A 13,758-nucleotide genomic window follows, 5' to 3' on the forward strand; every position below is an offset into this window, starting at 1 on the left:
GGTGGGTACTGAGGGGTGTTGCACGGATGTCAAGGGGATGTCCTCGGACTCGACGGGCCTGGTGACTCGACGCTATGACGCCGATTCGCCCCGAATGACTTGTCCGTGCACAGCTCTGTGACCCGGAGTGCACGGTGTGCCTCCACACGGCGGCCCGGCGGAGTCCGCCGGGGTGGTGGCGCGGTCTGGATCAGATGTTGAGGAACCCGGGACGCACGCGCCTCGCGCCGTACGCGGGTTGGCAGACGTACGGCCGCGCGTACGTCACCGTGATCACGACCGCGGCCGGAGGGTGCGCCGGCGCAGGAAGCGGCGCACACGGGCCCGGGCCGCGGCCATGGCCGGCAGCACCTGGGCGGCGGCCGGTGGCAGGTCCAGATCGTCGGTCACGGACACCTCGACGCCCCCGCTGTACAGGGACGACAGGTTGTAGAGGAAGGTGCCCAGCGTCGCCAGGCCCGTGCCCAGGGCGACCTCCACGGTGACGACGCCGATCCCGATGGCGAGGACGGTGCTCAGGTCGGGCAGGACGTCCGGCGCCATGGCCTCCATCAGGACCCACAGGACGACCGTGGTGGCGAGCGCCAGGATGCCGACACCCGCGAGGAGCAGGAAGCTCGTCACCATCACCGACCAGGGGTCGCCCTCGGATATGCGCATCCGGATCGTCCGGGGCCCGGGGGCGGCGGCCGCGCCGGACCCGGCCGGACGGCTCCCGGCAGGGCGCCCTGTGTCCGGTCCGCCGGGAGGGACGGACCGTGGAGCGGCTCCGGCCGGGGCGGGGAACGCCGGCACGGACCCGACGCGCTCGGCTACGCCGGACTCCTGGGACTTCCGAGACTCCTGCGGCTCCTCTTCGGGGAAGCGGTGGGTTCCGTCGCACGGTGTCACCGCCGCCTGTTCTCCGGCGGTGGTCGGGGGCCTGCACTTGCCTCGAAACATGCCTGTCTCCCTGACTGGCCCGGCAGCTTCCGCAGTGCCCTCCCCGCAGCGAGTAGTGAGCCTCGGTCGGCCGCCCGGCGGCCTCCGGGGCCTGCTGGTCCGTGGCTACGACCGTATCGGCGACAGGGCGCCCCCGCACCTGGACGAGGTCCGGGGACCGGCCCCGCGAACCGGCCGCGACGGCGCGGGAACCGCCTCACGGCGGGCCGGACCGCGCCCGCCGGGCGGCACCGGACCACACCCGGACGACACGGCCGAACGGGTGTACGGGCGTGTCGGCCGTAGGGCGGACACGTGCCCCGAAGGGCGGAATCCCGACGTGCGCGGTGACGGCCGGTGTGCGGGTGCCCCGGCCGGCGTCCCGGCTCAGCCCGACCGAGCGCCCTCGGAGTCGCGCGCCCTCCACTGGTCCTGGGTCATCCGCCAGATGACGTGGAGTCCCACCTCGCCGGGGGCTGCGGGCCCCTCGGGCGCCGGTACGCGTCCGACCTCGGTGAAGCCCAGGCGGGCGGCCACGGCCCCGCTGGCCGGGTTGGCGGCGTCGTGATGGATCTCGATGCGGTCGATGCCGGCCAGCCGGAAGCCCTGGCGGACGAGCGCCCCGGCAGCCATCGTGGCGATCCCCTGTCCCGTCCAGTGGCGGTGGAGCCAGTAGCCGATGTCGAACCCGCCGGCACCGATGCGCCGGTGCAGACCGCAACTGCCGGTCACCACGCCGTCCACGGTGATCGCGTAACCGAAGGCCTGTCCGGTCTCCCACTCCTCGTGGGTGTGGGCCAGGAAGCCGGCGGTCCGCTGCCGGCCGGGGTCGGCCGCCCAGGGCATCCACGGCACGAGGTGGTCCAGGGACTCGGAGACGGCCCGGTCCAGGGCATCGAGATCGGTCGTCCGCCACCGGCGCAGTACGACCCGGTCGGAGGTGAGCGTTTCGGCAGGCTTGTCCATGCCCGGATGCTCTCGCAGCCAGGCTCGGAGCCACAACGCGATATGTCCGGGCCGCAGTTCGCGCGGGCGCGGCCCGCGGGGCGCCGTGGAGGCGCCCGGTGGGCAGCTGGCGAGGGGCGCATCCGCCGCCGGGCCGCGGTGTCCGAGGCCGGTACCGCGGGGCGTGCGGGGCGGGCTGGGCCGTATCCGGGCGGCCGTCACCCGACGCCGGTGCTCACCAGCGGCGCACTCCCGGCCGCCCTCATGAGCCGCGCGGCTCCAGCCGGCCCGGACGGGTCTGCCACCACGCCGGTCCACCGGACGCCACGGCGTAGTCACCCCTGGCGAAACGGCCTAGGCATCCGGCCGGGTGCCGCGGGTGGCGCCCGCCGACGCGGCCACCACGCACAGCACCGCCAGCCACTGCGACCAGAGCAGCGACTCGCGCAGTACGACGAGGCCGATGAGCGCCGCCATCGCCGGTTCGAGGCTCATCAGGATGCCGAACACGCGCGGGGGCATCCTGCGCAGCGCCTCCAGATCCAGCGAGTACGGGATCACCGACGACAACAGTGCGACGCCGAGCCCGGCGAGCAGGATCCACGGCTGGAGCAGCGCCGTACCGCTGTCGGCCACACCGAAGGGCACGGCCACCAGCGCCGCGACGGCCATGCCCAGCGCCAGGCCGTTGCCCTCCGAGGTGTGGCGGCCCAGTGCCGCGCCGAGCAGGATGTACAGACCCCAGCACGTTCCCGCGGCGAGGGCGAACAGGAACCCGACGAGGTCGAGGTCGCCGCGTCCCTCCATCAGCAGGACCACACCGCCTGCCGCGAGCAGGGCCCAGAACGCGTCCGGCCATCGCCGCGACCCGGCCAGCGCCACCACCAGCGGCCCGAGGAACTCCGTGGTCACCGCGATCCCCAGCGGAATCCGGGCCAGGGACAGGTAGAAGCACAGGTTCATCAGGCCGAGGACCACGCCGTAGCCGAGCACGACCGTCCAGGCGCGACGGGGCATACGCGGCGACGGCCGCCACAGCGCCACCAGCACCGCCGCCGCGAAGAACAGCCGTAACGCGACGGTCCCGAAGCTGCCCACCGCGCTGAACAGGTGCTTGGCCAGTGCCGAGCCCACCTGCACGCTGACGATGCCGAGCATCACCAGCGCCGTCGGCGGGAGCGCGCCGAAGCCACGTCCGGCCGACGCGGTCAGCGAGAACCGGGGGGAGGTGCCGCGTTCCGCCGTGTCGACGTTCATCATGGCCACGTCGTGATTATCGGCGGCCGGACGTGACCCGTCACATGTTTTGTCCGGCCGCGCCCGTGGCCTCCTGGGCGGAGGTCCTCGCGCAGGTCAGGACGGCATCCCCCTCGCGCCTGCGTTCGCGCCCGGCCCGGCAGCGGGCGGTGCCGTCGCTCACCGCCCGCTGAACACCAGGCCCGCACGCTGATCGCCGGCTTCCCGGACCGCGCGCGAAGGTGACCGGTGCCGGGACCGGGACGGTCAGAACGTCCACCGCGTGTGCGAGTACACCCCGTCGTTCCGGCCGAAGCCGTACGCCGTGGCCGGGGTCAGCGCGAACACCACCGCGTCCCCTCGCCGGAACGCGTCGCCGATGCCGTGGAAGGGGCCCTCGGGCGAGGTGATGTGCGGCCCGTACTTCGCCTCGTACGCCGTGATGACCTGTTCCAGAACCGCCCGGTCGGTGACGGGCTCCGCCGTGCCCTCGACGACCAGGTCAAGTCCTCGGGTGAGGGAGTTCCCCCCGGTGGTCAGCGCGCAGTGCGCGTCGTGGGCGAGGTTCCGGGCCTTCTGCTCGCCGGGACCGGTGGCGAAGTACAGCACTCCGTCGTACCAGGCGGCGATGACGGGGGTGACGTGCAGCCTGCCGTCGGGCCGCACCGTGGAGACCCAGAAGACCTCGGCGGCCTCCAGCCCCCGCTCGGCCTCGGCCCACTCGGTGGCGGTGACGTCCGCGGCACCCGGGCGGGGGTTGGTCGCGGAGCTGTAGCGGGCGTCGAGCTCGGCCGTGGGGTGGGTCGCTGGGCCTTGTGCGGGCATGGCGGATCTCCCTTCTCTCCCGGAGACACCTTCCCCTCCGCAGACACCCGTCCTTCCGGATCCCGCGCCGGACACGCCGCCCGGGACCCCGGCCGGCTCACGCGTCTCGCCGTGCCCCCGGGAGCCCGTCGATCATCAGGCCGATGGTGAAGTCGAAGCGGTCCTGCACGGTCCCGGCGGTCAGCTCGGCGGCGTAGCGCTTGGTCCGGGGGAAGGTGTCGGGCAGCGCGGCGAACCGGCGCAGCAGTTCCTCGCGGCCGACCACCCAGGTGTCGTCACTCCGGCTGAGCCGCTTGTTCGCCAGGGAGACCTCCAGGCTGTAGGCGTTGACGTAGAGCTGGAGCGAGTCGATCGCCCAGGCGGCGACCTGCGGGTCGATGCCCCCGGCGAGGAGGATGGCGAGCATCCCCTCGCTGACGCGCAGCGTGTCCAGATGGGACGGGGCGGCGGCGAAGGCCGCCCGGGAGATGCCCGGGTACCGCAGGTACTGGTCGCGCAGCTGGGCGCAGACGCCGGTGATCTGCTGCCGCCAGCGGGCGGGGTCCGGCTCGGGCAACTCGATCCGGGCACACAGGCGGCCGATGAGCAGCTCGTCCAGGTCCTCCTTGTTGACCACGTGGGCGTACAGCGACGACGGGCCCGTCTCCAGCTCGGTGGCCACGCGCCGCATCGTGAGGGCGTCGTAGCCCTCCTTCTCCACGATGGCGAACGCGGTGCTGACGATGGCCTCGACCGTGATGGGCTTCTTGCGCCCGCCGGACCCGCGCCGGGCCGTGGGTGCGGCCGGATCGGTGGCGAGCTGGTGCCGTGCTGCGCGCCGCTGCTGCGGGGTCGGTGACATACGGAGCAGTCTACCCAGCCGGCGAACGGTGTTCGGTGGGACCGCGAACAGCGTTCGGGCAAGGCGGTGGGCCGCGGGCGGTAGGCGGAGCGCGGTGGGCGGTGGGCGGCGCGGAAAACGGTGACGAACAGTGTTCTGAGTCACTCTGAACGCCGTTCCTGTTGTAACGAACACTGTTCACCTATAGAACAGTGTTCGTGTCCATCGACCAGCAGCACGCATCCCAAGCGCCCACCACCCCAGCGCCACCGCGCACCGCCTGGCTCGTCCTGGCCGTCGTGGTCCTCGCCGACCTCATGGATCTGATCGACTCCGGCATCGCCAACCTCGCCGGCCCCTCCATCCGCGCCGACCTCGGCGGCGGCGAGGTGACGGTGCAGTGGGTGCTGAGCGCCTACACCGCCGCCTTCGCGCTCGGCCTGGTCACCTCGGGACGGCTCGGGGACCTGCTCGGGCGCCGTCGGCTGTTCCTCCTCGGCATGACCGGCTTCACCCTGGCCTCGCTGGCCTGCGGCCTCGCCCCGGACCCGGTCTTCCTGATCGTCGCCCGTACGGCGCAGGGCCTGTGCGGATCGGTGATGATCCCGCAGGGCCTCGCCCTCGTGAAGGTCGTCTTCCCGCCCCAGCACCTGCGCAGGGCGCTCACCCCGGTCGGCCCGCTGATGGGCCTGACCACGGTGGGCGGGCCCATCCTGGCCGGCTGGCTGCTCCACCTGGACCTGTTCGGCAGCCAGTGGCGCCCCATCTTCCTGATCAACGTCCCGTTCGGCGTCGCCGCCGCCCTCCTGGGACGGCGCGTCCTGCCCCGCCACGGCGGGGAGGACCCGGCCGCCCGCCTCGACCTCACCGGCGTCGGCCTGCTCACCGCCGCCTCCGCCCTGCTCATCGTCCCGCTCATCCAGGGGCGCGATCTCGGCTGGCCCGTCTGGACCTACGTCATGATGGCCGCCGCGGTCGTCCTGCTCGCCCTGTTCGTCGTCTCCCAACGGCACAGCGCGCACCCGGTCATCGCGCCGTCGCTGTTCCGCAAGCGCAGCTTCGTCGTCGGCCTGGTGATCGTGGCCGGCTTCCACGCCTCGCTGAGCGCGTTCGTCCTCGTCGTCAACCTGCTGCTGCAACAGGGCATGCGCTGGACCCCGCTGCACACGGGCCTCGCGCTGGTCCCCTGGGCCCTCGGCACCGCCGTCGCCGTCCTGCTCTCCGGCGCCGTGCTCGCCGAGAAGCTGGGACGGGCCGGCCTGCGCGGGGGACTGGCTGTCGCCGTCCTCGGCCTGCTCGGCCTGTGGTGGTCCGTCGCCCACTGGGGCGCCGGCATCACCGTCTGGAGGCTGGCGCCCGCCCTGCTGCTCACCGGGTTCGGTTCCGGACTGGTGTTCGTGCCGCTGGTCGACTTCGTCATCGGCGACGCCACCGCCGAGGAGGTCGGCACCGGCGCGGGTCTGCTCAACGCCGTCCAGCAGTTCGCCGGGGCCCTCGGCGTCGCCGCCCTCGGCACGGTGTTCCTCGCCCGGGCCGGACACCCCTCCGGCCCTTCCTCGCTCGCCGCCGCCGAACTGGTCTTCGCCGTCGCCGCGTGCCTCGACGTCCTGACGTTGCTGCTGGTGGGCCTGCTGCCCAGGCACGCCCGGCGGGCGCACGGTTAGGCCCCGGTCAGGGACGACCGTCCGGCCACGCTCCTCCAGAAGTCCCGCATCAGCGGCGTCGGCGTCGGGTTGTCCATCGCCACCTGTGTGAGCAGGATCGCGACCGTGCCCGTGGCCGGGACGAGGTGCGCCGTCGTGCCCGTGCCGCCCACCCAGCCGTAGCGGCCGGGGACGTTCCAGGGGTCGGCCGGGGTGACGTCGACCTGGCCGCCGTAGCCCCAGCCCTGGCCCTCCAGGAACAGCGTGGCGCGGGCGCGCTGCTCCGCCGTGAGGTGGTTGCCGGTCATGCGGCTGACCGAGGTGCGGGTCAGCAGGCGCCGGCCGTTGCCCTCGCCTCCGTGCAGCAGCATGCGGGCGAAGGCCAGCCAGTCGTCGGCCGTGGAGACGAGGCCCCCGCCGCCCGAGTGGAAGCGCGGCAGGCGGCTCCACATCCCGTCGGGGGTGTCCGCCGGTTGCAGGGTGCCGTCCGGGGCCGGGTTGTACGACGAGGTGAAGCGGCGCCGCTTCGTCTCCGGGACCTCGAAGGCCGTGTCCCGCATGCCCAGCGGCTCGAAGAGGCGTTCCGCGAGGAAGTCGGGGAGCGTACGGCCCGACGCGCGGGCGACCAGGATGCCCTGGAGGTCGGAGGAGGTGCCGTACAGCCAGGCCTCCCCCGGGTGGTGCAGCATCGGCACCCGCGCGAGGAGGCCCAGCCAGGTGTCCGGGTCCGGCCAGTCCTGCAGGGCGCGGCCGTCCTTCTGCACCGTGAACAGGGACCGCACCGCCGGGAGGGAGAAGTCGTCGGGGAAGCCCCAGCCGGTGCGCGAGCTGAGCAGGTCCTCGACCGTGATCGGGCGGGCCGCCGGGACGACGTCGTCGACCGGGGCGTCGGGGGTGCGTACCACGACCGGCTCCGCCAGCTCCGGCAGCCACCGCTCGACCGGGGCGTCCAGGGCGAGCCGTCCCTCCTCCACGAGCATCAGCACCGCCGCCGCGGTGACGGGCTTGGTGAGGGACGCGATCCGGAAGAGCGAGTCCCGCGCCATCGGCGCCGTCCCGCCGGTGTCCAGCGAGCCGGCGGTCACCACCTCCACGTCGTCCCCGCGGGCGACCAGGCCGACGGCGCCCGGCACCTTCCCCTCGTCGACATACCGGTGCAGGGTGTCGCGCAGCGTGTTCATCGGTGGCCTTCCGGTCGAGTGGTCGTCATGTGTACGACTCCGCGGCCGACGGAAAATCACCGCTCCACCATGACGGTTCCGCGCCTCGGACGCCGGCCCTCGCGGGACGCGTGGTGCGTGGAACTCGGCGCAGCTCGAGAGTGCGGAGAGGTCGTGGTCGCGGACCTGCTCGGGCGCCCTCAAGCGTCCCGGAAGGCACGTTCACAGCGCCGCTGCCGACGCGTGACCACCCCAACGCCGCCGCGCTCGCCCGGCACCCGCGTCCCGCGAAAGCCCGTCCGGCCTGACCAGCGGTTCGCTGGCCGATGCGACGACATGAGCATGCCCGGTGTCGCGGACCCTTTCGGCTCCCGGTCAGAGCTGCGGCTCACCGTACTGTCCGGACCGGTGACCTGTTCACCGAGGCCGCCGTGACACCGGCCCCGCCGGCCGAGCCGGGTAGGCCGCGCCCGCGCGGAGATCCGGACGGGCGGCCGGACGTGTCGCGCACCCGCCTCCGCGAGGCCCTGCTCCGCTGACGCGCCTGCCCGCGCGAGCGGACCGTGACCGCGCCGCCCCGGGGACACCGGCACGGCCTCGACGCTCGCCGTGGGTGCCTGTCCGCCCGAACGCCGCCCCGGCCCGGTCACCCTGGCGATAGCGTGATCGTCATGACGGCTGAGAAAGAGGCGCTGGTCGGCGGCATGGCGAACGCGGGGGCGGTCTTCCGCCGGGGCGCGCTGGTCGAGCGCCCGGCCCCGCGCAACGCGCGCGCCCTGCACGCCTGTCTCCTCGCGCTGAAGGAGCGCGGCTTCGACGCGGCGCCGACCCCTGTCGGTCTCACCGCGGACGGTCGTGAGCGGCTGACCTTCATCCCGGGGGACGTGGCACTGCCGCCGTACCCGGACTGGGCGATGACGGACGCCGCCCTCGAATCGGTGGGGATCCTGCTGCGGCGCCTGCACGAGGCCGCCGCGGACGTCGTGGTGGACACCCGTGCCGAGTGGCCCCGGGACCTGGCCGATCCGGAGGGGGGAACGGTGCTGTGCCACAACGACGTGTGCCCGGACAACGTCGTCTTCCGCGACGGCCGTGCCGCCGCCCTGATCGATTTCGACCTGGCGGCCCCGGGCCGCCCCCTGTGGGACATCGCCATGACCGCTCGTCAATGGGTGCCCATGCTCGATCCCGTATCGGCAGCCGCCGTCCACCCACCGGGGCTGGACGTGCCCGCACGGCTGCGGATCCTTGCCGACGGCTACGGTCTCCCGGAGGAGGGGCGCGCCGAGTTGCCCGGCGTCGTCGAGCAGGCCACGGAGGTCTGCCGGGCCTTCGTCGCCCGCCGCGTGGCCGACGGCGATCCCGTCTACCTCCAGGCGCTGGCCGAGCGTGGTGGCTGGGAGCGCTGGGACCGTCTGCAGACCTGGCTGGCGGATCACCGCGAGACGTTCACGGCCGCCCTGCTGCACTGACCGGGTTCGGTGATGGGCGGATCCGGAACACCTCCGACCGTCCCCCAGCCCCTTGGCCTGCTCTTCGCCTGGGCCCCTTGGCACATATGCTCGTCACGGTGTGAGGGAGGCCGCCGCTCGGGGGCCGCCCCGCCCGCGGTTCGGGGCGGGGGGAACTGGCACCACCGGGGCGGCGTCCACTGGTGCACAAGAGCACCAGTGCACGCAGAGGGTGCAGAGGGTGCAGGAGACGCAGAGGAGCCCCACATGACCGGCGCGGCCACCCGTTACCTGTATCTCGTCCGGCACGGCGAGGCGACGCCCGACGAGAGCGGACTGACACCGGCCGGTCGGCGGCAAGCCGAACTGCTCGGCCGACGCCTGCGGGACATCCCCTTCACGACCGTTCACCACGGCCCCCTCCCACGGGCCGAACAGACCGCACGGCTGATCGGCGACCACCTCGAGAACGTGCCTCTGCGCGTCTCGGAAGTCGCCGGTGACTACGTGCCCTACATACCGCAGCGGGACGAACTTCCGGCCGGCCCGGCGGATTTCTACCTCCGTTTCCTCGCCGCCGCCGGCGAAGAGGAGCGCGAGCGGGGTCCCGCGCTCGCCCGCCAGGCGCTGGACCTGTTCACCGGGCCGGTGGACGGCGATGAGGACCGGCACGAACTGGTCGTCACGCACAACTTCCTCATCGCCTGGCTCGTCCGGGACGCCCTGTACGCACCGGAGTGGCGCTGGCTCGGACTCAACCACGGCAACGCCGCACTCACCGTCATCCGCTACGCCCCCGGCCGAGCCGCCTCCCTCCTCGTCTCCAACGACATGCGACACCTGCCCGCCGAACTTCGCTGGACGGGCTTTCCCCCCGAACTTCACATCTGAGGGCGCCCCCGGCGGGGGAGGGGAACGTCCGGCCCCGGGGGTTCGGCTTCCGTCGAGCCGCCACCGCGCCACGGTGTGAGGAGCCGTCACCGCGTCACGGTGATGAGGAGCCGCCACCAGGACCGTGATACTAATACCGGTATAAGTATTGGTTCGACGTGCTCCGTGGAGACGAACACATGGTGGAGATCAAGACCGATGCCGCACTGGAGGCGATGCGGGAAGCCGGGCGCGTGGTGGCCCGTGCCCTGGACGCGGTCCGGGAGGCAGCGGACGTGGGGGTGTCCCTGCGGGAACTCGACGAAGCGGCCCGGTCGGTGCTGGCCGAGGCCGGGGCCGGTTCCCCGTTCCTCGGGTACCGGCCGTCCTTCGCCCCGGTCGCCTTCCCGGCCGTGATCTGCACGTCCGTCAACGACGCCGTCTCGCACGGCATCCCCACCGGCTACCGGCTGCGCGACGGCGACCTGGTGAGCATCGACTGCGGTGCCGAACTCGACGGCTGGACGGGCGACGCCGCCATCAGCTTCACCGTGGGGACGCCGCGCCCCGGCGACCTCGAACTGATCGACGCCACCCGGCAGGCCCTCGACGCCGGCATCGCAGCCGCCCGGGTCGGCGGTCGCATCGGTGACATCTCCCACGCCATCGACACCGTCGCCCGCGGGGCGGCCTGCGGCATGCCCGCCGACTTCGGCGGCCACGGCATCGGCCGCCGGATGCACGAAGACCCTCACGTCCCCAACCGCGGCCGCCCCGGCCGGGGCTTCCCCCTCCGTCACGGCCTGGTCCTCGCCATCGAACCCATGCTCATGGCCGGCGGGCGGAACACCTACCGCACCGATGCCGACGGCTGGACCCTGCGCACCGTCGACGGCAGCAGGGCCGCCCACTTCGAGCACACCGTCGCCGTCACCGACCAGGGCCCCCGTGTCCTGACCCTGCCCTGACGCCCGCTGAGGCGCACGGTTCGGGGATGCCGGCCGGGTCGGCGCCGGCCTGCGGTGCGGCGACTTCGGACAACCCCCTGCGCGACCGACCGGATTCGGAGAACATGGGTGACCGTGATCGAAAGTCTGAGCGAAAAGATTCCGGACGATGAGGTCGGGGCACTCCTCCGGGTCCTGCACGGACAGCGGCGCCACGTTCTCGGCATCCTCGAAGGGCTCGACGCCGAGGATCTGCGACGGCCCGTGCTGCCCTCCGGATGGCACTGCCTGGGGCTGGTCCAGCACCTCGCGCTGGACGTGGAGCGGTTCTGGTTCCGCGCGGTCGTCGCCGGGGACGAGGAGGTCGTCCGCACTCTGACGAGCGGCGACGAAGCGTGGAGGGTGGAACCGGGGGTGCCGGCCGCCGACGTGCTCGACCGGTACCGGCAGGAGACGGAACTCGCCGATGCCGTGATCGACGGCACCGCTGCGGACGCCGGACCGGCCTGGTGGCCCCACGACCTGTTCGGTGAACCGCACCTGCACACCCTGCGCGACGTCCTGCTGCACGTCATCACCGAGACCGCCTGCCACGCCGGCCACCTCGACGCGGCCCGAGAGCTCATCGACGGCCGCCGCTGGCTGGTTCTGACCACCTAGACACCCCCCTTGGGACCGGCTCCCCGCCCCACCGGACCGTCGGGCGCGGACCGCCCGGCCGATCGGTCCCGGCTCCGCTCCTTCACAGGCTGCGAGCGGAGATGTCCCCGTGGGAGGTGGTGGCGCGGACGTCCAGCGCGGTGGTGCCGTCGTTCTTGAAGGCGTTGTGCACGCGGCCGAAGCCGGTTTCGGCGTCCAGGGTCGCCGAGACCCCGTTGGCGGCGGCGACCGAGATGTCGCCGGACTGGGTACGGAGCACGACCGTTCCCTTCGCGGCCTCGTCGATCCGGATGTCGCCCCTGGCGGTGCTGATGTCCGCCGACCCGTTCAGCCGGCCGACCTCCACGTCGCCGTCGACCGCGGTGAGGCGGACGCTCGCGGCCTCGTCGGCCTTGAACCGGCGGTACGCGCCGTCGAAGGTGACGTCGCCGAGGCGTCCGACTCCCCGGAACTCGGCGCCGGCGGCCCTGCCCTCGATGCCGGAGCCCGCGGGCAGCTGGACGGTGACCTCCAGGGAACCGGAGGGACCCAAGAGCTGGTTGCCGCCGGCCGGGGCCGTGATCCGCAGGACGCCGTCGGCGTAGGTGACGCTGGTCCGCTCGGCGGCCTTGGTGTCCCGGGACCTGGAGGGATCGGCGGGCCGGACCTCGACGGTGGTGTCGGCGCGGTCCGAGGCGATGACCTGGATGAGTCCGGCCGGGACGTCGATGACGGCGGAGACCGGGGCGGGGGTGTCGAACTTCTGCATCGTCTCTCCTGCGTGCGTTGATGTTTCCGACATTGGAAAAGCTACGTTGCTTTCCATAGTTCGGCAACGCACTTGTTGCACTTGAATGACAGACATGCAGCTCACAGGCCATCAAGTGTTGCAACGAGTTCGCAGGTAACGCAACGGGCATCGCTCACGCCATTGCAATGAGTGAGGGGTGAACGCTATGCTGAGGATCACCGACCGCCGTGACAGATCCCCATCTCCGAGGAGGCCCCGTTGCCGGGAGGCAGGCTCACCCAACAGGAACGCCGGCAGATCGCGCTCGGCCTGGCCGACGGCCTCGCCTACGCCGAGATCGCCCGGCGCCTCGGCCGTCCGACCTCCACGATCACCCGTGAGGTGATGCGCAACGGCGGCCCCACCGCCTACCGTGCCGAGCTGGCCCACCGCGCCACCGAACGCCGCGCACGCCGGCGCGGGCCCGCCTCCGCCCGGGACCCGCGGTCGGTCCCCCAGCCGCACGGACGCGACGCCGAGGCCGTGGCCGAGTACGAGGAGACGCTCACCACCGTCCTCATGGCCTCGGGACTGCCCAGGATGACGGCCCGGGTGCTGACGTGCCTGTTCACCACCGACGCGGGCAGCCTCACCGCGTCCGAACTCGCTCGGCGTCTCCAGGTCAGCCCGGCGTCCATCTCCAAGGCGATCACCTTCCTGGAGGGTCAGAGCCTGGTCCGCCGGGAACGCGACGAACGCCGCCGCGACCGCTACGTCGTCGACGACGAGCTCTTCTATCAAGCGACGATCGCCAGTGCCCGCGCCAACGACCAGCTCGTGGAAACGGCACGCCGAGGCGTCGCCGTCCTCGGCCCTCACACCCCCGCCGCCACCCGCCTGGAAAACGTCGCCCGCTTCCTCGACTTCATCAGCGAGAGCATCACCCGCGCCGCCGAGCAGGCCCGCGAAGTCCTCCACACCAAGCCCCTGACCACCCCGGACGACCCGGCCCGGCCCGGCCTGAACGACGGATAACCGCCCGGCCCACCCGCATACCCCTTCCCGCAGGCCGACCGGAGCCGACCGGAGCCGACCGGAGCCGGTCGGGACGTCGCCGTGGCGTCGCCGTCAGACGGTGTGGTCGCGGATGCGCCCCAGCAGGGCCCGCAGGTGTGCGCGGTCGTCCGCGTCCAGGGCGGCGGTCGCCTCGGCGAGGGCGAGGCGGTCGATCTCCTCCGCCTCGCGGTGACAGCGCAGGCCCTCCTCGGTCAGCCGCACCAGGAAGGCGCGCCGGTCCTGCGGATGGCGCACCCGCTCCACGAGGCCGTCGCGCTCGAGGCTGTCCACGATCGTGGTGGCGGTACGGGCCGCGATGCCCGCCATCTCGCTCAGGTCCCGCATCCGCAGCGGCTTGCGGGCCTGGGCCAGCATGCGCATGGCGCGCAGCCGGGCCACGGAGGCCCCCTTCTCCCTCAACCGGGTCTCCACGAACTGCCGTAGCCGGTACGTCGTCTCGTACAGCTCGTCGATCAGGATGTCGCTGCTGCCCTGCACTGCCATGGTGCCCAGTC

At 72.9% G+C, this 13,758-nt stretch carries 14 protein-coding genes; 6 read left to right on the plus strand and 8 right to left on the minus strand.

The window, feature by feature from the left end:
• Positions 1 to 273: 273 nt before the first annotated feature.
• From LG395_RS41840 to LG395_RS38665, 5 genes are all read right to left on the minus strand, one after another.
• A complete protein-coding gene (locus LG395_RS41840) occupies positions 274 to 942 on the minus strand; it encodes a DUF3566 domain-containing protein (protein ID WP_225813911.1) in 669 nt (222 codons plus the stop codon).
• Positions 943 to 1,308: 366 nt separating this feature from the next.
• Positions 1,309 to 1,887 (minus strand): GNAT family N-acetyltransferase, encoded by a 579-nt coding sequence (locus LG395_RS38650; protein ID WP_225813912.1) that lies wholly within the window; start codon positions 1,885 to 1,887, stop codon positions 1,309 to 1,311.
• Positions 1,888 to 2,220: 333 nt separating this feature from the next.
• Positions 2,221 to 3,126: an EamA family transporter gene (locus LG395_RS38655; protein ID WP_225814039.1), complete on the minus strand. Its 906-nt coding sequence runs from the start codon at positions 3,124 to 3,126 to the stop codon at positions 2,221 to 2,223.
• 243 nt (positions 3,127 to 3,369) lie between these two features.
• Positions 3,370 to 3,927, minus strand: a complete 558-nt coding sequence (locus tag LG395_RS38660; protein WP_225813913.1) for a pyridoxamine 5'-phosphate oxidase family protein — start codon at positions 3,925 to 3,927, stop codon at positions 3,370 to 3,372.
• A gap of 97 nt (positions 3,928 to 4,024) precedes the next feature.
• The gene (locus tag LG395_RS38665) at positions 4,025 to 4,768 is read right to left on the minus strand and encodes a TetR/AcrR family transcriptional regulator (RefSeq protein ID WP_225813914.1); all 744 of its coding nucleotides are present in this window, start codon (positions 4,766 to 4,768) and stop codon (positions 4,025 to 4,027) included.
• A 197-nt stretch (positions 4,769 to 4,965) separates the two neighbouring features.
• On the opposite strand from LG395_RS38665, the gene LG395_RS38670 reads away from it, so the two are divergent.
• Positions 4,966 to 6,411 (plus strand): MFS transporter, encoded by a 1,446-nt coding sequence (locus LG395_RS38670; RefSeq protein ID WP_225813915.1) that lies wholly within the window; start codon positions 4,966 to 4,968, stop codon positions 6,409 to 6,411.
• On the opposite strand, the gene LG395_RS38675 is transcribed toward LG395_RS38670, so the two are convergent.
• Positions 6,408 to 7,571: a serine hydrolase domain-containing protein gene (locus LG395_RS38675; RefSeq protein ID WP_225813917.1), complete on the minus strand. Its 1,164-nt coding sequence runs from the start codon at positions 7,569 to 7,571 to the stop codon at positions 6,408 to 6,410. The genes LG395_RS38670 and LG395_RS38675 overlap by 4 nt on opposite strands.
• Positions 7,572 to 8,221: 650 nt before the next feature.
• Here LG395_RS38675 and LG395_RS38680 point away from each other — a divergent pair.
• The 4 genes from LG395_RS38680 to LG395_RS38695 all read left to right on the plus strand — a co-directional run bounded on the left by LG395_RS38680 (position 8,222) and on the right by LG395_RS38695 (position 11,478).
• A complete protein-coding gene (locus LG395_RS38680; protein ID WP_225813919.1) occupies positions 8,222 to 9,022 on the plus strand; it encodes a phosphotransferase in 801 nt (266 codons plus the stop codon).
• Positions 9,023 to 9,268: 246 nt separating this feature from the next.
• On the plus strand, positions 9,269 to 9,892 hold the full coding sequence (locus LG395_RS38685; protein WP_225813921.1) for a histidine phosphatase family protein: 624 nt from the start codon (positions 9,269 to 9,271) through the stop codon (positions 9,890 to 9,892).
• A gap of 179 nt (positions 9,893 to 10,071) precedes the next feature.
• Positions 10,072 to 10,839, plus strand: coding sequence for a type I methionyl aminopeptidase (gene map, locus LG395_RS38690; protein ID WP_225813923.1), 768 nt, complete (start codon positions 10,072 to 10,074; stop codon positions 10,837 to 10,839).
• Positions 10,840 to 10,953: 114 nt separating this feature from the next.
• Entirely contained in the window at positions 10,954 to 11,478 is a 525-nt protein-coding gene (locus LG395_RS38695; protein WP_372463524.1) for a DinB family protein, read from the plus strand.
• 82 nt (positions 11,479 to 11,560) lie between these two features.
• On the opposite strand, the gene LG395_RS38700 is transcribed toward LG395_RS38695, so the two are convergent.
• The gene (locus LG395_RS38700; protein WP_225813925.1) at positions 11,561 to 12,226 is read right to left on the minus strand and encodes a DUF4097 family beta strand repeat-containing protein; all 666 of its coding nucleotides are present in this window, start codon (positions 12,224 to 12,226) and stop codon (positions 11,561 to 11,563) included.
• Between the two features lie 240 nt (positions 12,227 to 12,466).
• Here LG395_RS38700 and LG395_RS38705 point away from each other — a divergent pair, with 240 nt between their 5' ends.
• Positions 12,467 to 13,222 (plus strand): helix-turn-helix domain-containing protein, encoded by a 756-nt coding sequence (locus LG395_RS38705; protein WP_225813926.1) that lies wholly within the window; start codon positions 12,467 to 12,469, stop codon positions 13,220 to 13,222.
• A 93-nt stretch (positions 13,223 to 13,315) separates the two neighbouring features.
• On the opposite strand, the gene LG395_RS38710 is transcribed toward LG395_RS38705, so the two are convergent.
• Positions 13,316 to 13,747: a MarR family winged helix-turn-helix transcriptional regulator gene (locus LG395_RS38710; RefSeq protein WP_225813927.1), complete on the minus strand. Its 432-nt coding sequence runs from the start codon at positions 13,745 to 13,747 to the stop codon at positions 13,316 to 13,318.
• Between the last annotated feature and the right edge of the window lie 11 nt (positions 13,748 to 13,758).

The sequence above is a fragment of the Streptomyces spinosus genome, from assembly GCF_020400655.1.
GTDB classification, from domain to species: Bacteria; Actinomycetota; Actinomycetes; order Streptomycetales; family Streptomycetaceae; genus Streptomyces; species Streptomyces argyrophylli.

What these genes read in the sequence shown, in the direction of transcription:
- map (WP_225813923.1), top strand. Translation starts at nt 10,072, where the DNA reads ATGGTGGAGATCAAGACCGATGCCGCACTGGAGGCGATGCGGGAAGCC.
- LG395_RS38665 (WP_225813914.1), bottom strand. Translation starts at nt 4,768, where the DNA reads ATGTCACCGACCCCGCAGCAGCGGCGCGCAGCACGGCACCAGCTCGCC.
- LG395_RS38700 (WP_225813925.1), bottom strand. Translation starts at nt 12,226, where the DNA reads ATGCAGAAGTTCGACACCCCCGCCCCGGTCTCCGCCGTCATCGACGTC.
- LG395_RS41840 (WP_225813911.1), bottom strand. Translation starts at nt 942, where the DNA reads ATGTTTCGAGGCAAGTGCAGGCCCCCGACCACCGCCGGAGAACAGGCG.
- LG395_RS38650 (WP_225813912.1), bottom strand. Translation starts at nt 1,887, where the DNA reads ATGGACAAGCCTGCCGAAACGCTCACCTCCGACCGGGTCGTACTGCGC.
- LG395_RS38680 (WP_225813919.1), top strand. Translation starts at nt 8,222, where the DNA reads ATGACGGCTGAGAAAGAGGCGCTGGTCGGCGGCATGGCGAACGCGGGG.
- LG395_RS38675 (WP_225813917.1), bottom strand. Translation starts at nt 7,571, where the DNA reads ATGAACACGCTGCGCGACACCCTGCACCGGTATGTCGACGAGGGGAAG.
- LG395_RS38710 (WP_225813927.1), bottom strand. Translation starts at nt 13,747, where the DNA reads ATGGCAGTGCAGGGCAGCAGCGACATCCTGATCGACGAGCTGTACGAG.
- LG395_RS38685 (WP_225813921.1), top strand. Translation starts at nt 9,269, where the DNA reads ATGACCGGCGCGGCCACCCGTTACCTGTATCTCGTCCGGCACGGCGAG.
- LG395_RS38655 (WP_225814039.1), bottom strand. Translation starts at nt 3,126, where the DNA reads ATGATGAACGTCGACACGGCGGAACGCGGCACCTCCCCCCGGTTCTCG.
- LG395_RS38660 (WP_225813913.1), bottom strand. Translation starts at nt 3,927, where the DNA reads ATGCCCGCACAAGGCCCAGCGACCCACCCCACGGCCGAGCTCGACGCC.